This is a genomic window from Cupriavidus sp. L7L (genome assembly GCF_004353535.1).
GTDB classification, from domain to species: domain Bacteria; phylum Pseudomonadota; class Gammaproteobacteria; order Burkholderiales; family Burkholderiaceae; genus Cupriavidus; species Cupriavidus oxalaticus_A.
In genome coordinates this window covers 1-17,888 of sequence record NZ_SMNY01000007.1, presented here as the reverse complement: position 1 = coordinate 17,888, position 17,888 = coordinate 1, and the positions used below count along the sequence as shown (strand labels likewise).

The window sequence follows — 17,888 nt, the reverse complement described above, 5'->3', positions numbered from 1 at the left end:
ATGACCCAAGCGACCACCCAAGCGACGACCATTGCCGCAGCGCCTTCCGTGCAGCTGCATGGCGTGCACCACACCGCGCGCCCGACCTGGAAGCTGGCCGAGACCGTGCATTTCTACCGCGACCTGCTAGGCCTGCCGCTCGTGCATGCGATCTCGGCCAAGGGCTGGGGCCCGGACAACCATGCCGACTTCCTGCACTTCTTCTTTGACAGCGGCAACGGCAGCACCATCGCCTTCTTCTACTACATCGGCACCGAGCGACCCGACTGGCTCACCGTGCGCGAGCACTACCAGGACCGCGCCACCCACACCGCCTGGCGCGTGCGCGACGAGGCCGAGCTGCTGCTATGGCGCCAGCGCGTGGAAGCGGTCGGCATCCCGCTGCGCTACCAGATCCGGCATGAGGTGATTGAGTCGATCTATTTCAACGATCCGAACGGCTACCCGATCGAGATCACCTGGCAGGTGCGCCCGTTCAGCGAGGCCGATGCCGAGGACGCACGGCTGACGATCGAGGCCGCCATCGAACTGGAGAACGCCGGCAAGGACGGTGCGCCGTTCGGCTCGATCGAGCCGGTGTGGCAGCGCAAGGCCGCGCTGATCGACAAGACCGCGCCTGCGGGCAAGGCCTCGGTATTCGTGCTCGACGTGCCCGAGTTCTCCGCGCTGCTCGACGTGGCCGGCAAGATCGAAGGCTACAGCACCACGCCGGTCGGCAAGGGCTACGTGCGCATCGACGGCAACCCGGGCATCCGCTTCGGCCGCAAGGCGCTCGGCTTCAAGCCGGCGGTCTGGTACGGCGCGCTGACCGGCGGACTGGCAGGGCGCATCGAACAGTTCGACATGGATGCATTGGTCATCGCCCCGGGGGACGCCAAATGAAGATCGCCATTATCGGGGGCGGCCCGTCGGGGCTGTTCCTGGCTATCCTGCTGAAAGAGCGGCTTGCCGATGTCGACATCGACATCTATGAGCAGAACCCGGAAGACGCCACCTTCGGCTTCGGCGTGGTGCTGGCAGACACCGGGCTGTCCAACCTGCGCGCGGCGTCGCCGGCCGTGGTCGACGAACTGGCGCGTGCGATGCGCTTCAGCGACCGCCATTCCATCGTCAGCCACGAGCACCCCATCACGATGAAGCGCCCTGGCGCGGGCGGCGGCGCGATCCCGCGCATCCGGCTGCTGCAGATCCTGCAGGCGCGCGCGCGCGAACTGGGTGTGCGGATCACGTATAACCAGCGCATCAGCGATTTCCCGGCGATCGATGCCGATCTCGTGGTCGGTGCGGACGGCGTCAATTCGCAGCTGCGCGGTGCCAACGAGGCCGGCTTCGGCACGCGCCGCCATAGCCTGACCAACCACTTCGCGTGGTACGGCGTGGAAAAGCCGTTTCCGAACCCGGCACTGGTGTTCCGCAAGTACGAAGGCGGGTATTTCGTCGCGCACTACTACCCATACTCGGATTCGATGAGCACCTTCGTGGCGGAGTGCGACCACCAGACCTGGCTCGACTTCGGCATGGAGTTGATGACGCAGGAAGTGCGCCAGGTGCTGTTCGAAAAGATCTTTGCCACCGAGCTGGGTGGCTATCGGCTGGTGTCGAACAACTCGGTGTGGCGCCAGTTCCCGGTGATCGTCAATGACACCTGGCATGTCGGCAACCAGGTTCTGATCGGCGATGCGCTCACCAGTGCGCATTTCTCGATCGGATCGGGCACGCGCATCGCCATGGAAGACGCGATCGCGCTGGCCGAGGCCATTGTCGCCTCGCCAGACGATGTGCAGGCCGCGCTGCGGCGTTACGACGCCAGGCGCCGTCCGGAGAAGGCCAAGCTGATCAGCGCGTCGGAGGCCTCGTACAACTGGTACGAACGCATCCGCGAATGGATGGATCTGCCCACGGCGCATGAGTTCGTGTTCCGCTTCATGACCCGTACCGGCCGCGTCGACCTGAACCGGCTGCGCGAGCAATACCCGAACCTCCTTGCCGAGCTGACGGCGGCGGGCGTGTCGGTGCCGGCCGGGCAGCACCCATGATCCGCGCCACCGAGTACGTGCTGAGCGAGCAGCCCTTCGTGGTGCGCCGCACCGTGCGCTGGGGCGACTGCGATCCGGCCGGGGTGGTCTACACCGGCCGCTTCACGGACTACCTGCTCGGTGCGGTGGGGTTGTTCTCCGACCACATCGCCGGTGGCGCGGGCCGCCTCGGCACCGCGCACGGCGTCGGCACGCCGTGCAAGGCCATGCGCTTCGAATTCATCGGCACGTTGTGGCCGGACGATGTGATTGACATCGAGTGCTGGATCGAAGCGATCCGCACGCGGTCCTACGACATCCGCTGCATGGCCCGGCGTCCGGACGGAAGCGCGGTGTTCGACGCGACCTTCTCGCCGATCTGCGTGCGGCTGGACGAACGCGTCGGCACGCCCATTCCCGACTCGATGCGCGCCGCGCTGTCGGCCTTCCAGCGGCCCGCTGCCGCGCGCTGAGGCGCGGCGCTGCCGCCGACTTTCTCGACTTTCATCATGCAATACAGAATCGGACAGATCGTTCCCAGCTCCAACATCACGATGGAGCGCGAAGTCCCCGCCATCTTCGCCGGCCGCATGCAGGTGCTGCCCGAGCGCTTTTCCTTCCATTCCAGCCGGGTGCGCATGCACCGCGTGGTGGCCGAGGAACTGGCGCAGATGAACCGCGACATGGGCCGCTGCGCGCAGGAACTGGCCGACGCGCGCGTCGACATCATGAGCACCGCGTGCCTGGTGGCGACCATGTGCATGGGACAGGGCTACCACCGGCAGGTCATCGAAGACCTCACCGCCGCGATCGGCGAAGTGCCGCATTTGCCTGAAGTGATGACCTCGGCCGGCGCGCTGGTGGATGAGCTGAAGGACTTCGGCGCGCGCCGCATTTCGCTGCTGGCGCCGTACAGCGGCGCGCTCACGCGCACCGTAGTCGACTACATCGAAAGCGAAGGCATCGCGGTGAAGGATGCGATCAATTTCTCGATCCTCGACAACCTGGAGGTCGGCGCGCGCGACCCGATGCAGCTGCTGCAGGACGTGCAGCGGCTGGATACCGCCGGCGTCGACGTGGTCGTGCTGTCCGCCTGCGTGCAGATGCCGTCGCTCGCGGCGCTCGAGCCCGCGCAGCAGGCGCTCGGCATCCCGGTGACATCGACGGCGGCCTGCACCGCGCGGCAGATGCTGCGCCGGCTTGGCCTGCGCGCCGAAGCTCCCGGCGCCGGCGCCTTGCTCGGCAGCCGCACCGGACTGGCATGACGCAAAACGACCGCCCGCAGAGGCGGTAACCATCCTCAACGGAGACACCACCATGCAGCAAGCCCCCCAACCGGCGCCGGCCGCCGGCCGCCGGACCTATGTCGCCGTCATCCTGGGCGCGGCGCTCGGGATGCTCGCGGGCTATGCCCCGCTGTTCAACGCCACCGCCGGCGTCTTCGCGCAGCCGCTGGCGCAGGAGTTCGGCTGGGGCCGCTCGGAAGCCTCGCTGTCATATGCGGCGTCGATGTTCGGGCTGGCAGTGGTCAGCCCGCTGGTCGGCACGATGATGGACCGCTTCGGCATCCGCCGTGTGATCGCGGCGTCGGCGCTGCTGTTCGGCATCGCCACGGCATGCATGGCCTTGCAGGATGGCAGCAAGGCGATGTGGGTGAGCCTGTCGGTGGTGGTCGGCATCTTCGGCGCGGCTACCTCGGTGCTGGGATACCTTGCGGTCTTGCCTCAGTGGTTTGACCGCCGCCTGGGCCTGGCACTCGGCATCGCGATGTGCGGCCTCGGCGCAGGTACGGTGCTGATGCCCGCGACCGCGCAGTACCTGGTCACCGGGTATGGCTGGCGCATGACCTATGTCGCGTTGGGGCTCGGGTCGATCGTGCTGTCGTTGCTGGCCTGCGCGCTGCTGCGCGAGCGCCGCGTGCCCGGCGTGGCACGCACCGCATCCAAGGCGGCAGCGCCCGGGATGCCGCTGCGCGAGGCGCTGCGCAGCTACCGCCTGTGGGCGATCTGGGGCGTGTTTATCCTGGCGTCGTCGGCAACGCTTTCGCTGGGGCCGCACCTGCCGGCGATGTTTGCCGACAAAGGCTTCAGTCCGGCGGAAGCTGCGCGCAGCGCGTCGATGCTCGGCGTGGGGCTGCTGGTGGGACGAATCCTGACCGGGGTGCTGATCGATCGCATCCACGCGCCTTTTGTCGCCTGCGTGTTTTTTGTCGGCGGCGCCGCGGGCATCTACCTGCTTGGCGTCACGAGGGATTACCAATTGCTGCTGGTCGCCGCCACGCTGATCGGCCTGACCATCGGCGCCGAGGGGGACCTGATCTCCTACCTGGTGCGCTCGTACTTCGGTCTGCGCGCGTTCGGGGCGCTGTTCGGTATCGCGTTCTCCGGCTATGGTTTTGGCGCGGTAATCGGGCCGATCGGGCTGGGAGGCTGGTTCGACCGGCATGGCAATTACGACACGGCGCTGCTGGTGCTGCCGTGCATGCTGCTGGCGGCCGGGGCGCTGACGCTGTCGCTGGGGCGTTATCTGCGCCCGAGCGCCCATGGTTCCGGCTTGCCCGAGCCTGCCGGCGCCTGAGTTTCGCCATGGCTGGCGCAGCGCGGTAAAATTACCAGGGCCGCAATTCATACGGCCCTGTGTCCACGACCGGTCAGACCAAGATGCCAGCCGCACGCCGCAATCCCACTGCCGCCGCCGCACCCGCCGGCAAAACGCCAGCCACCCCCACTGCGCCGCGCCGCCGTGGCCGCCCGCCAAAGACGGATTCGCCTATCGGTGCCGAGCCGATGCTCAGCCGCGTCGCCATCCTGCAGCATGCGATCAAGCTGACCAAGTCCGTGCCGCTGGACCAGATTTCGATGGTGCAACTGGCCAAGGATTTCGGCGTGGCGCCCGGCCTGATCCACTATTACCTCGGTGGGCGCGACCAGCTGGTTTCCGGTGTACTCAACGATTACTACCGCCAGCGCGTGGGCGTGCTGCCGTCGCTGACCGGCGACTGGCGCGCCGATGTAGAGGCGATCGCAAGGCTCAGCTTTGAAGTGGCGGTGGACAATCCTGGCGTCAGCATCTACGTGGCTTCGCATAACCGCTTCCGCCTGTTCCAGGACGTCGAGCCGGGCGAGACTGACTACGGCATGGAATTCTTCAACCGCATGACCTCGGCCATCATGCAGGGCGGCTTCAGCGCGGAGCAGGTGGCACTGGGTTACCACCTGATTGCGCAGTATCTGGTGTCGGCGAGCATGGCCGAAGCGTCGCGCCAACTCCCGGCGCACCACCAGGCGTTTATCGAGAAGAAGCTGGAGTCTGCATCTGAGCTGCAGTACCCCGGTGCGCGCTTTGTCAGCAAGTCGTTTTCGAGGCTGTCTTCCGACACCGCGTTCGAGGAAGGCCTGCGCATCACGCTCGACGGCATCGCCGCGTGGCAGCAGGGCGGGCGCCAGCCGACGGCGAAGCCCGCGCGGAAGACGCGCGCGAAGGCAGCCTGAGGGCCCGCCTTAGTTCCGACCCCGTAGCGCGCAACACTTAGTGGTAAGCCCTTATTTGATATGCAGGTAATTAATCTACAATTAATTACCTGCATATCAAATACTCGTCATCGTCCCGCCCCTCGAGAGACCCCGCCTAGCGACGAGACGCCAAATACGGGAGACAACATGAAACGTCGCGCCTGCCTCGGGCTGCTTCTTGTGGCCGGGCTGACCGCTGCGGCCACGGCCAATGCCGGCACGTATCCGGACAAGATGGTCCGCATCGTCGTGCCGTCGATCGCCGGCAGCGCCCCTGACATCATTGCCCGCCAGGTCGCCGAGCGCCTGACCGCGGTCTGGAAGCAGCAGGTCATCGTCGAGAACGAGGCCGGCGGCAACGGCATCGTCGCGATGAGCGCGCTGCGCCAGTCCGCCCCCGACGGCTACACGCTTGGCATTTTCCACGCCGCCGCCGCGGTGACCACGCCGGTGATGTACAAGGAAGCCCGCTTCGACATCCAGCGCGACACCGAGGTGGCGGCCACGCTGGCCTACACGCCGATGATGTTCGTGGCCGATCCCAAATCCGGCTACACGAGCCTGGCTGATGTGCTCAAGGCCGGCAAGTCGCGCCCGGACGATGTCACCATCGGCAGCCCCACCCGCGGCTCCGTGCCGCACCTGACCGCCGAAATGATGGCTCAGCTGCAGCAGGCACGCTTCCGCCAGGTCAGCTTCAGCGGCACAACGCAGGCGATCCAGGCCGTGGTCAAGGGCGACGTGCCGGTCTATGTCGACGGCATCGCGCCGCTGGTGCCGCTGGTGCGCAGCGGCCGCCTCAAGGCGCTGGCGGTGACCGCCGACACCACGCTGCCAGGGCTCGAGGACATCCCCCTTGCCAAGGACGCAGCCCCGGGCCTGGTGGCCAAGGGCTGGTTCGCGGTGTTCGCGCCCAAGGGCACGCCGGTCGCCGCGCTGGATGCGATCAACGCCGCGGTAGGCACCGTACTGTCGCAGCCCGCTTTCGTCGGCCGGCTAAAGGAACTGGGCACCTATCCCATGCCGCAGAGCCGCCAGCGGGGCGAGCGCTTCGTGCAGGCGGAGAAGGTGCGTTGGGAGAAGGTCATTCGCGACGCCGGCGTCAAGGCCGAATAACCACCGGCGCGCCGCAACCCGTCATCCCGCTACAGCACGCTCACATCCGCCGTGCCTGCCGCCACTTCAAGCACCCGGGTGCTTGCAGTCGCCGGCAGCGCCGGTGCGACGCCGCCGCTGACGGACTTCAGCGTATGGAACGTGCAGCTGAGCTTGTCCGGCGTCAGCGTCACCAGCGCATACCCTTCCGCGTTGGTATCGGCGTGGCGGATCCAGGAATTGAAGGCCCGCAGCGTGTTGTCGAACGCGTTGAACAGCACACCGCCCACATCGCTGTAAATCAGTTCGCGCAACGCGGCAAATTCCTGGTCGTTGTCGACGAGAGCGCGGAACGAACTCAGCAGCGAATTGCTGGACAACCCCGCGGTGACCAGGTCGACCATTACCGGCATGGGCGAGGCCGCATCGTAGTCGTCCATGACCTGGCCGCCGAAGAACCCATGGATGTCGCCGCTCAGCGCCACCACGTTGCGCACGCTGTTGGCCTTCAGGAACGCCATCAGGTTCTTGCGCTCGGCATTGAAGCCGTCCCACTGGTCGGTATTGAGGATAAACCGGTCGAGCAGCGAGATCGCCGGCAGCCGGCTTTCGATCAGCGGGCGGATGTTGGCGTCGAAGGCCGCCGCATCGATGCCGGCCTGCGACAGCAGGTTGCGCAATTCGGTGTACGCCAGGTTGGCATAGGTGCCAGCCGCCTTGGCCGTGGCCAGGTCGCTTTCCAGCGCGCTGGCGATGGCGGATTGCAGCGATGACAGCGCACTGTGGGCCTGCACCAGCGCCCGCGCGATCAGGTCGGCGATGGCCTTGGTGACGTCGACCTGCATGCGCAGCAGCGACAGCTGGTTGCCCCACAGCTTCCACGTGGTATTGGCCCCGCCCACGCGGTCCTGCCACCATGCGCGCTGCGTGTCGCCGAGCATCGATACCGGCGTCAGCGCATTGCCGGCGGCGCTGATCTTCTGCGCCTCGGTGGCGGCCAGCGTGTCGGCGGGAACGAGGTACAGGCTGCCCACGGTGCGGCCGATGGTTTCCTCCGGCATGACGTGGTTGGCGCGGTACAGGCGCTCGTCGGTCATCAGCAGCGTCGCCAGGTTGCCGAAGGTGAAAGAACGGTAGATCTGGATGTTCTGGAACGACGGGTTGCTGGTGTCGAGGCTGACGTCTGCGGGCAGGTATTCGAACCAGGCCTGGCTGGCCGCGCGCCGGCGCGCGGTGCGTGGCGTCTGGTCGTCGTCCGAGTCATAGGTCTGGCGGTCCTGCCAGCAGTTGTCCGAGAACTCATGGTCGTCCCAGATCGCGATCATCGGGAAGGCCGCGTGCAGCGCCTGCAAGCGGGTATCGCTGCGGTAGCTGCGGTACAGGTAACGGTAGTCGTCGAGCGTGGTGGCGTAGACGCTGGCATCCGGCAGCACCGTGCCGTTGGGCAGCTGCAGCGCGGTGTGGCGGTCTTCCACCAGGCCGGCGCGCGAGCCGCCGGGCACCGCTTCGTAGATGTAGTCGCCCACGTGGACGATGAAGTCCAGGTCCTGCTGCACCAGTTCTTCCATGCCGGCCCAATGGTTGGCGTTCCAGTCCTGGCAGCTGACAAAGGCAAAGCGCAGCTGCGACAGCGGCGTGCCGGCCGCAGCGGCGGTGCGCGTGCGGCCCACGGTGCTGGCGCGGTTGCCGAGCAGGAAGCGGTAAAAATAGCGCGTGCCGGCGGTGAGTCCCGTGACCTTGTTGCGAATGGTGTAGTCCCATTCCGGACGGGCCATCAGTGGCTCGTTGACCAGCAGCGATTGCGGCGCGAAATCCTGCTGCGTCGAGACTTGCAGGCGTACCACCACGGGCCGCTTGCCGTTGTTGCCTTCGACGCGGGTCCACACCACCACGCTGTCAGGCTTGGGATCTCCCGAGGCGACGCCATGTACGAAATTGAAGTTTTCCGGATTGCCGGTATCGGGCTCATCGCCGTCGTCACCGCCGCCGCAGGCGGTCAGGCCGCCGGTGGCGATCGTGACGGTCATGAAACTTCCCCACTTCAGGAACTGGCGTCGATCCATGATCGTTCTCCTACTCTCGGGTTGCGGAACGCAGCCGCGGCCCGGACGCCGGAGAGGGCATCAGTTTTTTGTGGGGAGCGTGACTGCTTGTTGCATGGATACTAGTGGCCGCCTTCTGTCTTCGCTGTCGGTGAGGCGCCGACATCGATATAGGAAAAGGATGACTGGTGCCGCGATGCGTTGTGCATGGGCTTGCCAGTCTTGCATGGCGGCGAGGCGCAGGCGTGCCGCCGCCACGCAATGATTCATCAACGACTAACTAAACTAAGGCACGTCGCGCTGCGGCGCGCCGTCGTAGGTCCACAGGAACTGGCGCGGGATGGGTCCCTTGTTGCGCCCGCCCTGGCAGGTCTGCTCCCACGCGTGCGCGAGGATGCCGACCGAGCGCGACAGGCAGAACAGGCCGCGGGCCAGCGGGGCGGGGAAGCCCAGCTCGGCATAGATGACCGCGGTGGCGCCATCGATATTCAGCGGAATGGCTTTGCTGCGTCCGGCGGACAGTGCCTGTTCGATCGCGCGCGCGATCGACGCACAGCGCCCGGTGACGACGCCATCGGCAGCGGCTTGTTCGACCAGCGCAAGCAGCCGCGGTGCGCGTGGGTCGACAGGATGGAAGCGGTGGCCAAAGCCAGAAACGAACTTGCCGTGCAGGTCGCGGTAGCCATGCAGTGCCGCGGCGACGGCATCGTCCATGCTGCTGCCGTTGTCGATGCGCGCGGCGACGTCCTGATACAGCGCCACCGCCTGCTCGCCGGCGCCGCCATGCACATCGCCCAGCACGTTGACCGCCGACGCCATCGCATTATTCAGCCCCACGCCACAGGTGGCTGCCATGCGCGCGATGGCGATGCTCGGTGCCTGCGGGCCATGGTCGACCGCGGCCATCAGTGCGGCGTCGAGCAGTTCGCCCTGGCCCGGGCCCGGCAGTTCGCCGCGCAGCATCAGCCAGATCATCTGCGCGAACGAAACGCGGCCGATCAGCTGATCGATGGGATAGCCGCGGTAGCGGATCTCGCCGGGCTTCATGTCGATGATGCCGGTGTGCCACCAGTCCTGCGACAGGCGCTGGCCCGGGTCCATGTCGTCCTTGCCGGCGTTGCTGGGTTGGCCGATGCCGCTCATATTGCGCGCTCCTGGCTGAGTTGGTCGATGTCCGTGCTGCTGTAGCCCAGGCTTTCCAGCACCTGGCGCGTGTGCTGGCCCAGCTCTGGCGGCGGCGCATCCACCGCCGGGGCCTCGCGGTTGAGCTTGAAGCCGGTGCGCACCACGCGGATGTCGCGGCCCACGCCGGGCACTTCGGCAAATTCGCCGATCATGCCGCGGTCGCGCACCTGCGGATGCGCCAGCGTGCCGGGCACATCGAGCACCGGGCCGGCGGGGACGCCGGCGGCATTCAGCAGCGGCCACCAATCGGTGGCCGGCTTCTTCGCCAGCTCCGCTTCCAGTGCTTCGGTCAACGCAGCGCGGTTGGCGAGCCGCGCCTGCCGCTGCGCGAAGCGCGCATCGCCCGCCAGGTCGGGACGGCCGACCACGCGGCACACCGCCTCGAACTGCTCCTGCTTGTTGGCGGCGATATTGAGCAGCCCGTCGCCGGTGCGGAAGGTGCCCGACGGGCTCGCGGTCATGTTCTCGTTGCCCATCGGCACCGGCGCCTTGCCGGCGATCAGGTGGTTGGAGACCACCCAGCCCATCGTGGCCAGCGTGGCCTCAAGCATCGATACGTCGATGAAATAGCCCTCGGTGCGCTGGTGGTCCGCCAGCGATGCCGCCACCGCAAACGCGGCGGTCAGGCCGCCAATGGTGTCGGACACCGGATAGCCGACGCGGTAGGGCGCCGTCTGCGGATCGCCGGTGATGCTCATCACGCCCGACATGCCCTGGATGATCTGGTCATACGCCGGCAGTTCCGCCAGCGGCCCGTCCTGGCCGAAGCCGGAGATCGCGCAATAGACCAGCCGCGGGTTCTCCTGCCTGAGCGTCTCGTAGCCAAGCCCAAGCCGGTCCATCACGCCGGGGCGGAAGTTCTCGACCACCACGTCGGCGCTGCGCACCAGCTTGCGGAACACTTCCTTGCCGCGCGCGTGCTTGAGATTGATGGTCACCGACTGCTTGCCGGGGTTCTGTGCCAGGAAGGAGACGCCCATCAGGCGCTGGTTCAGCTCGGCATCCGCGCCCAGCTGGCGCGCGAGGTCGCCGGTGCCCGGCGTTTCCACCTTGATGACCTCGGCGCCCAGGTGGGCGAGCTGGTGGCAGCAGAACGGGCCGGCCAGCACGTTGGTGAGGTCGAGCACGCGGATGTTGCGCAAGGGCTTTTGCATGGTGTTGGTGTCTGATCCGTTGATGTCTGAACCGCTATTCGACGCGCGCGCCGGACTGGCGCACGATCTCGCCCCAGCGCATGTTCTCGCTCTGGATAAAGGCGCCGAGCTCCCTGGCGGTGCCGCCGCGCGGCTCGCTGCCTTCCTCGCGCAGCTTGCTGACGGTGTCGGCCTGCGCCAGCGCCTTGTTGACTTCGGCATTCAGCCGCGCCACCACCTCGGGCGGCGTGCCGGCCGGCGCCACCAGCGCCTTCCAGTCTTCCGCCTGGAAGCCGGCGTAGCCCGACTCCGCAACGGTAGGCACGGCGGACAGCAGCGGCATGCGCTTGGCCGAGGTCACCGCCAGCGCGCGGACCTTTCCAGCCTTGATCATGGGCATGGCGATCGGCGGCGTGGCGAAATAGAAGTCGGTCTGCCCGCCCATCAGGTCGGTCAGCGCCGGCGAGGCGCCCTTGTAGGGAACATGCAGCATCCTGATGCCGGCGCGCCGCGCGAACATCTCGCCGGTCAGGTGGCCGACCGTGCCGGTGCCTGCAGACGCCATCGACAGCTGCTTCGCCTTGGCCGCGGCCACCAGGTCGGCGACCGTCTTGTAGGGGGCGTCGTTGCGCACGATCAGCACCACCGGCTGTGCCGCTACCAGTGCCACGGGCGTGAAATCCTTCTGCGCGTTGTAGGGCATCCTGGGGTACAGCGTGGGGTTGATCGCCAGGTTGGCGGTCTGGCCCATGCCCAGGGTGTAGCCGTCGGGCTTTGCCTTGGCCACGCTGTCGAGCCCGATATTGCCACCGGCGCCAGCGCGGTTTTCCACTACCACGTTCCACTTGGTCGCCATGCCGATCTTGTTGAAGACCAGCCGCGACAGCACGTCGGTGCCGCCGGCCGGCGGGAAGGGCACGATGAGGCGGACCGGTTGCGCGGGATAGGCGTCGGCGGCATGGGCGCTGCCGGCGCCGGCGGCAAGCAGCGCCGGCAGCGCGCAGCAGGCAACGGCGCGAACCAGCGCGCGCGTCGGCTTTGCAAGCATCGGGGAAGGAAGGGATCGGTGGGTCATTGGGTCTCCTGACTGGGCGGCGAGTGGGGCGTCGTTTTGTTCTTTCAGATAGAACATGGTTCTACGGAAAAGAACTTTAATGCCGTCCTGCAGCGAAACTAATCCGGGTATACCCGCGAATTTCAAGAATCTTTGGATTTGTGTTCTACTAGACAGAACTTAGACCGCTTTGCCCATGGAAGACAACCAACCCGCCCAACCTGCCGGCGCCCCCGATACCTCCAGCGGCGTCGCTGTACTGGACCGCGCCTTCGCCATCCTCGGCGCCTTCGGGCCGACCGACGAGCGCCTGTCGCTGACCGAACTGTCGCGCCGCACCGACCTGTACAAGAGCACCGTGCTGCGCCTGCTGGCGGCGCTGGAGCATGGCGGCTATATCCGCAAGCTCGACGACGGCCAGTATGCGATCGGGCCGCAGCCGCTGCGGCTGGCGGCGATCTACCAGCGCTCGTTCCGCGTCGGTCCGGTGATCGAGCCGCTGCTCGAGCAGGTCAGCCGCGAACTGGGCGAAACCTCATCGTTCTACGTGCGCCAGGGCGAGCAGCGCCTCGTGCTCTACCGCGTCGAGCCGGCGCGCGCCGTGCGCGTCTCGATCGGCGTCGGCGATGCCTTCCCGATCGACCGCGGCGCCTCGGGCAAGGTGCTGCGCGCATTCACCGAACCCGGCGACGAGCGATGGGGCGAAGTGCGGGCGCGGCTATGGGCGGTGTCGTATGGCGAGCGCGATGCCGAGACCGCCTCGGCCTCGGTGCCGGTGTTCGGCGCCACCGGCGAGCTGGTGGGCGCGCTGACCTTGTCGGGCCCGAAGCAGCGGCTTGCCGCGGCGCCGACGATGTACGCGGCAGTGGCAACGTTGCTCAAGGTCGCGCGGCAGGCCACCGGGGTGCTGGGCGGCAATGGCGCCCGCTACGACCAGGGCATCGCGCAGCTGAGCATGGAGCAGGTCATGGCCAGCGGCGCGATCGGTGCCGGGGATGCAGACTAGCGGGCGTCACGAGGGCTCGCGCCTATTCCGGCTGCTCGCAGAAGCGCAACCGGTTGCCGAACGGATCCGCTACCTGCAATTGCCTTCCCCAGCCGAGCGTCTCGATACCGGGGCGCGCATACGCATAGTCCTTCGCCGCCAGTTCGCGCTGCAGCGCATCGATGTCCTGCATCGGCACGAACACCGTCGATCCCGGCGTGGCGTCGCCGTAGTGCTCGCTCAAATGCAGCGTCAGGCCGGAGCGCCTGACCTGCATTAGGCCCTTCCACACGCCGGCACGCAGGCATCGCTGCCTGCGAGCCGGTTTTTTTGCCAGTCAGAAGCCTGACGCGAAGCACATCTGGTCTCCTTGGTCTTGCAACCGGACGTTCTGTATCGCCAGGCGCGGCAATTGCTGGCGGTTGGATGGTCTTGTGATCGGCGTAAAGCACTCAATAGATATCGGCTATCCAGCCGATAGCGAGCACCGATCGCGAAGGTTCCCATTCCTCCCGTCCTCCAACTACCCAGCGCAAGGAGACCGATATGGCCGACAAACAGGCAAGCCCCAGGGCAAACAACGCTGCAGACCAGGCGGCAGCAGGCACGCCGGCGGGCTACGGCGACGCCCGGCGCGGCACCGGCGGCGAACTGCACCAGACTGCCGGCAGCAGCCATCCGCCGCTGACCACCGCGCAGGGCATTCCCATTCCGGACAACCAGAACTCGCTCAGGGCAAATCCGCGCGGCCCGACTTTGCTCGAAGATTTCATCCTGCGCGAAAAAATTACACACTTCGACCATGAGCGCATCCCGGAGCGGATCGTCCACGCACGCGGCTCGGCCGCGCATGGCTACTTCGAGCTGACCGAGTCGCTCGCGGCTTACACCACCGCCAGGATGCTGACCGAAGTCGGCGAGAAAACGCCGGTCTTTACCCGCTTTTCCACCGTGGCCGGGGGTGCGGGTTCGGTCGACACGCCGCGCGACGTGCGCGGCTTCGCGGTCAAGTTCTATACCAAGGAAGGCAACTGGGACCTGGTCGGCAACAACATCCCGGTGTTCTTTATCCAGGACGCGATGAAATTCCCGGACGTGGTCCACTCCGTCAAGATGGAGCCGGACCGGGGCTTCCCGCAATCGGCCAGCGCGCACGACACCTTCTGGGATTTCATCTCGCTTACGCCCGAGTCGATGCATATGGTGATGTGGATCATGTCGGACCGCACCATCCCGCGCTCGCTGCGCATGATGGAAGGCTTTGGCGTGCATAGCTTCCGGCTGCTCGACGGGCAGGGCAACTCCACCTTCGTCAAGTTTCACTGGCGGCCCAGGCTGGGCTTGCAGTCGACCGTGTGGGACGAGGCGGTCAAGATCGCCGGCGCCGATCCCGACTTCCATCGCCGCGACCTGTTCAACGCGATCCAGTCGGGCAACTTCCCTGAATGGGAACTGGGCGTGCAGCTCTTTACCGAGGACGACGCGGCGAAGTTTCCGTTCGACCACCTCGATCCCACCAAGATCATCCCGGAAGAGACGGTACCGCTGAAGATCGTCGGCCGCATGGTGCTCGACCGCTGGCCCGACAACTTCTTTGCCGAGACCGAGCAGGTGGCCTTCTGCCCGGCCAATATCGTGCCGGGCGTGGATTTCTCCAACGACCCGCTGCTGCAGGGGCGGCTGTTCTCCTATCTTGACACGCAGCTGCTGCGGCTGGGCTCGCCGAACTTCCACCAGATCCCGGTCAACGCGCCCAAGTGTCCGTTCGCCCACCACCAGCGCGACGGCAAGATGCAGATGGAGGTGCCGCGCGGACGCGTGGCCTATGATCCCAGCTCGCTCGACGACGCATCGCCGCGCGAGGCGCCGGACCTCGGCTTCCCGAACGCGCGCGTGCCCGAGCAGGGCGACAAGGGCCGCATCCGCGCCGAGAGCTTTGCCGACCACTACAGCCAGGCGCGCATGTTCTTTCGCAGCCAGAACCGCGCAGAACAGGCGCATATCGCCTCGGCGCTGGTGTTCGAGCTGTCCAAGGTCGAGCATGTGCACGTGCGCGAGCGCATGGTGGCGCACCTGCGCAATATCGACGAAGGCCTGGGCCGGCGCGTCGCCGACGGCCTGGCGCTGGACCGGGTGCCCGATCCGCTGCCCACCGCCGCACCGGTGCAGGACCTGCCGCCGTCACCGGCGCTGCAGATCATCGACCGCATGAAAGACACGCTGCAGGGGCGCGAGGTTGGCATCCTGGTTGCCGATGGCTCCGATGGCGCGACCGTCGAGGCGATCCGGCAGGCTGCGGCCACCGCCGGCGCCACGGTCAGGATCGTCGCGCCCAAGGTGGGCGGCGCGGTAATGGCCGACGGCTCCAGGCTGGCCGCCGACGGGCAGCTTGCCGGCACCCCATCCGTGATGTTCGACGCGGTGGCGGTGGTGCTGTCCGCCGACGGCGCGGCGCAGCTGGCGCAGGAAAGCGCGGCGCTGGACTTCGTCTGCTTTGCCTACGCGCACCTGAAAGCCATCGCGGCCGATGTCGGCGGCGATGCGCTGCTGGCGCAGGCCAACCTCAAGCCCGATAACGGGGTGGTGCCGGCCGGCGATACCGCGCGCTTTATCGCGGCCGCCAAGACGCGGCAGTGGGACCGCGAGCCGCAGGTGCGGATGCTGGCGTAATGCCGGGACCGGCCCGCAATATAGCGCCGGCCGTGGCGGGCCGGCGTCCCACCGTAAGCGCCCGCGGTGCTTTGCCGGGCCTGAGCACGGCCGTTTCTCCAAGGGAAATCCACTAGAAACCCCCTCTGCCTTTGGCACATAATGTGCAAGCGATGCCGGTGAAACGGCACACGCGAGCGGGTTACCCGCCGCCACAGAGGGGAGACAATGAGCAGTTCAACCGACAAGTTCTCGGCGACCATGCGCGCCGGGCTGGCCGACCTTGCGCGCCGGCTGCGCTTTGCCATGGAGGAAGGCGCGATCTGGCTCGACGAGCAGCGCATGATCCTGATCCACACCGCGGCGCTTGGCGCGCTGCGCAAGGAGCTGGTCGACACCATGGGCATGGAGCGCGCGCGCGGCCTGTTTATGCGCATGGGCTTCCATTCCGGCATGCGCGATGCCGAGGTCGCGAAGAAGCTGCGCGCCGGCCAGAGCGATTTCGGCCAGCTCGAGATCGGGCCGTGCCTGCATACCATCGAGGGCGTGGTCCGCGTCACGCCGGTCAAGGTCGATATCGATATCGCCGCCGGCATCTACGACGGCGAATTCCTGTGGGAAGACTCGTTCGAGGGCGACGTGCACCGGCAACTGTTCGGTATTGTCGACGAGCCCGCCTGCTGGATGCAGATCGGCTATGCCACCGGCTACACTTCGGCGCTGATGGGCCGCACCATCCTCTATCGCGAGGTGGAGTGCATTGCCTGCGGCCATGCGCACTGCCGCATCGTCGGCAAGCCGGTCGAGGCCTGGGAAGACGGGCAGCAGGTGCTGGCGCTGTACCAGCCGGATCCCGTGATCGAAACCATCATGGCGCTGCAGAGCGAGGTCGAGAACCTGCGCGCGCTGCAAGAAACGCGCGCGACGCCGGCCGACCTGGTCGGCAGCTCGCCTGGCTTCCGTGCCGCATGGAACCTGCTGCAGCGCGCCGCGGCCAGCAACGTGACGGTGCTGCTGCTGGGCGAGACCGGCGTGGGCAAGGAGCGCTTTGCGCAGGCGCTGCACAGCGTCAGTGGCCGCGCTGACAAGCCTTTTGTCGCGGTCAACTGCGCGGCGATCCCGGACGAGCTGATCGAGTCGGAGCTGTTCGGCGTGGAGAAGGGCGCCTTCACCGGCGCGCACCAGTCGCGGCCCGGCCGTTTCGAGCGCGCGCACGGCGGCACGCTGTTCCTGGACGAGCTGGGGGAGTTGTCGGCATCGGCGCAGTCCAAGCTGCTGCGCGTGCTGCAGGAGGGAGAGGTCGAGCGCGTGGGCGGCTCGGGATCGCGCAAGGTCGATGTGCGGCTGGTGGCGGCCACTAATGTCGACCTGGCGCAGGCGGTCAGGGAAGGCACCTTCCGCAAGGATCTGTATTACCGGCTCAATGTGTATCCGGTGACGATTCCGCCGTTGCGGGAGCGGCTGGATGATATTCGTTTGCTGGCGGAACGCTTTCTGGCGCGCTATGGCGCGCGCCATGGGAAGCGCATCCTTGGCATTACCGATCGGGCGCTGGCGGAGCTGCGGCGCTATGACTGGCCGGGGAATGTGCGGGAACTGGAGAATGTGATTGAGCGGGGAGTGATTCTTGCCAGCAATGGGGGGCAGATTGGTGCGGATCATTTGTTCCTGCCGGCAAGCGCTGCGCCGCCGGTGGATACCGCACCACGCCTTGGTGCTGGCGGGACGCTGCCCGAACTGCGTGAGGCGGCTGTGCATGCGTTGCTTGACCAGTTGTCGGAGCAGCAGCTGGCGCTGGGGGATATGGAGACGGTGTTGATGGAGGCTGCAATGCAGCGGACGGATGGGAACATGAGTCAGGCGGCGAGGCTGTTGGGGATTACGCGGCCGCAGTTGGCTTATCGGTGGAAGATTAGGAGAGGGGGGAATTGAAATTGCTTTAATCCCTTCGGCTCGGCATCTGGTAGCTATTTGATATGCCCTGGTTTCGCCCCTAACAGGTTGCTGAAGTACTCCCCGTACAAGAGGCGAGGCTTCCCCCTGCAAGGCAGTAGGCTTGCGATTTTTCACAATCTGGAAGCGGGACGTCCCTACATCGATTTTTTCGGCGGTTTGGCGCCCGATTCCGGCCTCATTACCGCGATTACTGCAACTGCGGACGGATTTGTCCCAGTGAGCGCATGCGCACGAGGTTGTAGGCGGCCATGCTCAGCACGAA

At 66.7% G+C, this 17,888-nt stretch carries 14 protein-coding genes and 1 pseudogene; 10 read left to right on the top strand and 5 right to left on the bottom strand.

Annotation, left to right across the window (positions count from 1 at the left end; genetic code table 11):
• The 7 genes from E1J61_RS06730 (at nucleotide 1) to E1J61_RS06700 (ending at nucleotide 6,643) form a co-directional block, all read left to right on the top strand.
• Nucleotides 1-882, top strand: a complete 882-nt coding sequence (locus E1J61_RS06730; protein WP_133093356.1) for a VOC family protein — start codon at nucleotides 1-3, stop codon at nucleotides 880-882.
• Nucleotides 879-2,036: an FAD-dependent monooxygenase gene (locus E1J61_RS06725; RefSeq protein WP_133093355.1), complete on the top strand. Its 1,158-nt coding sequence runs from the start codon at nucleotides 879-881 to the stop codon at nucleotides 2,034-2,036. The genes E1J61_RS06730 and E1J61_RS06725 overlap by 4 nt, the downstream gene beginning before the upstream one ends.
• On the top strand, nucleotides 2,033-2,488 hold the full coding sequence (locus E1J61_RS06720) for a thioesterase family protein (protein WP_133093354.1): 456 nt from the start codon (nucleotides 2,033-2,035) through the stop codon (nucleotides 2,486-2,488). The genes E1J61_RS06725 and E1J61_RS06720 overlap by 4 nt, the downstream gene beginning before the upstream one ends.
• 36 nt (nucleotides 2,489-2,524) lie before the next feature.
• Nucleotides 2,525-3,280 carry an aspartate/glutamate racemase family protein gene (locus E1J61_RS06715; protein ID WP_133093353.1) on the top strand — a complete coding sequence of 252 codons (756 nt, stop codon included), beginning with the start codon at nucleotides 2,525-2,527 and terminating at the stop codon, nucleotides 3,278-3,280.
• Between the two features lie 52 nt (nucleotides 3,281-3,332).
• Nucleotides 3,333-4,592 carry an MFS transporter gene (locus tag E1J61_RS06710; RefSeq protein ID WP_133093352.1) on the top strand — a complete coding sequence of 420 codons (1,260 nt, stop codon included), beginning with the start codon at nucleotides 3,333-3,335 and terminating at the stop codon, nucleotides 4,590-4,592.
• A 209-nt stretch (nucleotides 4,593-4,801) separates the two neighbouring features.
• A complete protein-coding gene (locus E1J61_RS06705; RefSeq protein WP_243736810.1) occupies nucleotides 4,802-5,506 on the top strand; it encodes a TetR/AcrR family transcriptional regulator in 705 nt (234 codons plus the stop codon).
• A gap of 168 nt (nucleotides 5,507-5,674) precedes the next feature.
• Nucleotides 5,675-6,643, top strand: a complete 969-nt coding sequence (locus E1J61_RS06700) for a tripartite tricarboxylate transporter substrate binding protein (protein WP_133093350.1) — start codon at nucleotides 5,675-5,677, stop codon at nucleotides 6,641-6,643.
• Nucleotides 6,644-6,672: 29 nt separating this feature from the next.
• Here the strand turns inward: E1J61_RS06700 and E1J61_RS06695 are convergent, their stop codons facing one another.
• The 4 genes from E1J61_RS06695 to E1J61_RS06680 form a co-directional block, all read right to left on the bottom strand.
• Nucleotides 6,673-8,685, bottom strand: a complete 2,013-nt coding sequence (locus E1J61_RS06695) for an alkaline phosphatase (RefSeq protein ID WP_133093349.1) — start codon at nucleotides 8,683-8,685, stop codon at nucleotides 6,673-6,675.
• A 264-nt stretch (nucleotides 8,686-8,949) separates the two neighbouring features.
• Nucleotides 8,950-9,807, bottom strand: a complete 858-nt coding sequence (locus E1J61_RS06690; protein ID WP_133093348.1) for a citryl-CoA lyase — start codon at nucleotides 9,805-9,807, stop codon at nucleotides 8,950-8,952.
• Complete coding sequence (locus tag E1J61_RS06685) at nucleotides 9,804-11,003, bottom strand: CaiB/BaiF CoA-transferase family protein (RefSeq protein WP_133093347.1); 1,200 nt, start codon at nucleotides 11,001-11,003, stop codon at nucleotides 9,804-9,806. Before E1J61_RS06685 ends, E1J61_RS06690 begins: the two co-directional genes overlap by 4 nt.
• Before the next feature lie 34 nt (nucleotides 11,004-11,037).
• Entirely contained in the window at nucleotides 11,038-12,030 is a 993-nt protein-coding gene (locus tag E1J61_RS06680; RefSeq protein ID WP_133093413.1) for a tripartite tricarboxylate transporter substrate binding protein, read from the bottom strand.
• A 202-nt stretch (nucleotides 12,031-12,232) separates the two neighbouring features.
• Between E1J61_RS06680 and E1J61_RS06675 the strand changes: the two genes are divergently transcribed.
• Complete coding sequence (locus tag E1J61_RS06675) at nucleotides 12,233-13,042, top strand: IclR family transcriptional regulator (RefSeq protein WP_133093346.1); 810 nt, start codon at nucleotides 12,233-12,235, stop codon at nucleotides 13,040-13,042.
• A gap of 22 nt (nucleotides 13,043-13,064) precedes the next feature.
• Here E1J61_RS06675 and E1J61_RS06670 read toward each other — a convergent pair.
• A pseudogene (locus tag E1J61_RS06670) lies at nucleotides 13,065-13,295 on the bottom strand (glyoxalase superfamily protein); the annotation flags it as partial.
• Between the two features lie 272 nt (nucleotides 13,296-13,567).
• Here E1J61_RS06670 and E1J61_RS06665 point away from each other — a divergent pair.
• Nucleotides 13,568-15,691 (top strand): catalase, encoded by a 2,124-nt coding sequence (locus E1J61_RS06665; RefSeq protein ID WP_133093345.1) that lies wholly within the window; start codon nucleotides 13,568-13,570, stop codon nucleotides 15,689-15,691.
• Between the two features lie 207 nt (nucleotides 15,692-15,898).
• Nucleotides 15,899-17,602 (top strand): phenol degradation transcriptional regulator PoxR, encoded by a 1,704-nt coding sequence (gene poxR, locus E1J61_RS06660; protein WP_133093344.1) that lies wholly within the window; start codon nucleotides 15,899-15,901, stop codon nucleotides 17,600-17,602.
• Nucleotides 17,603-17,888 lie beyond the last annotated feature (286 nt).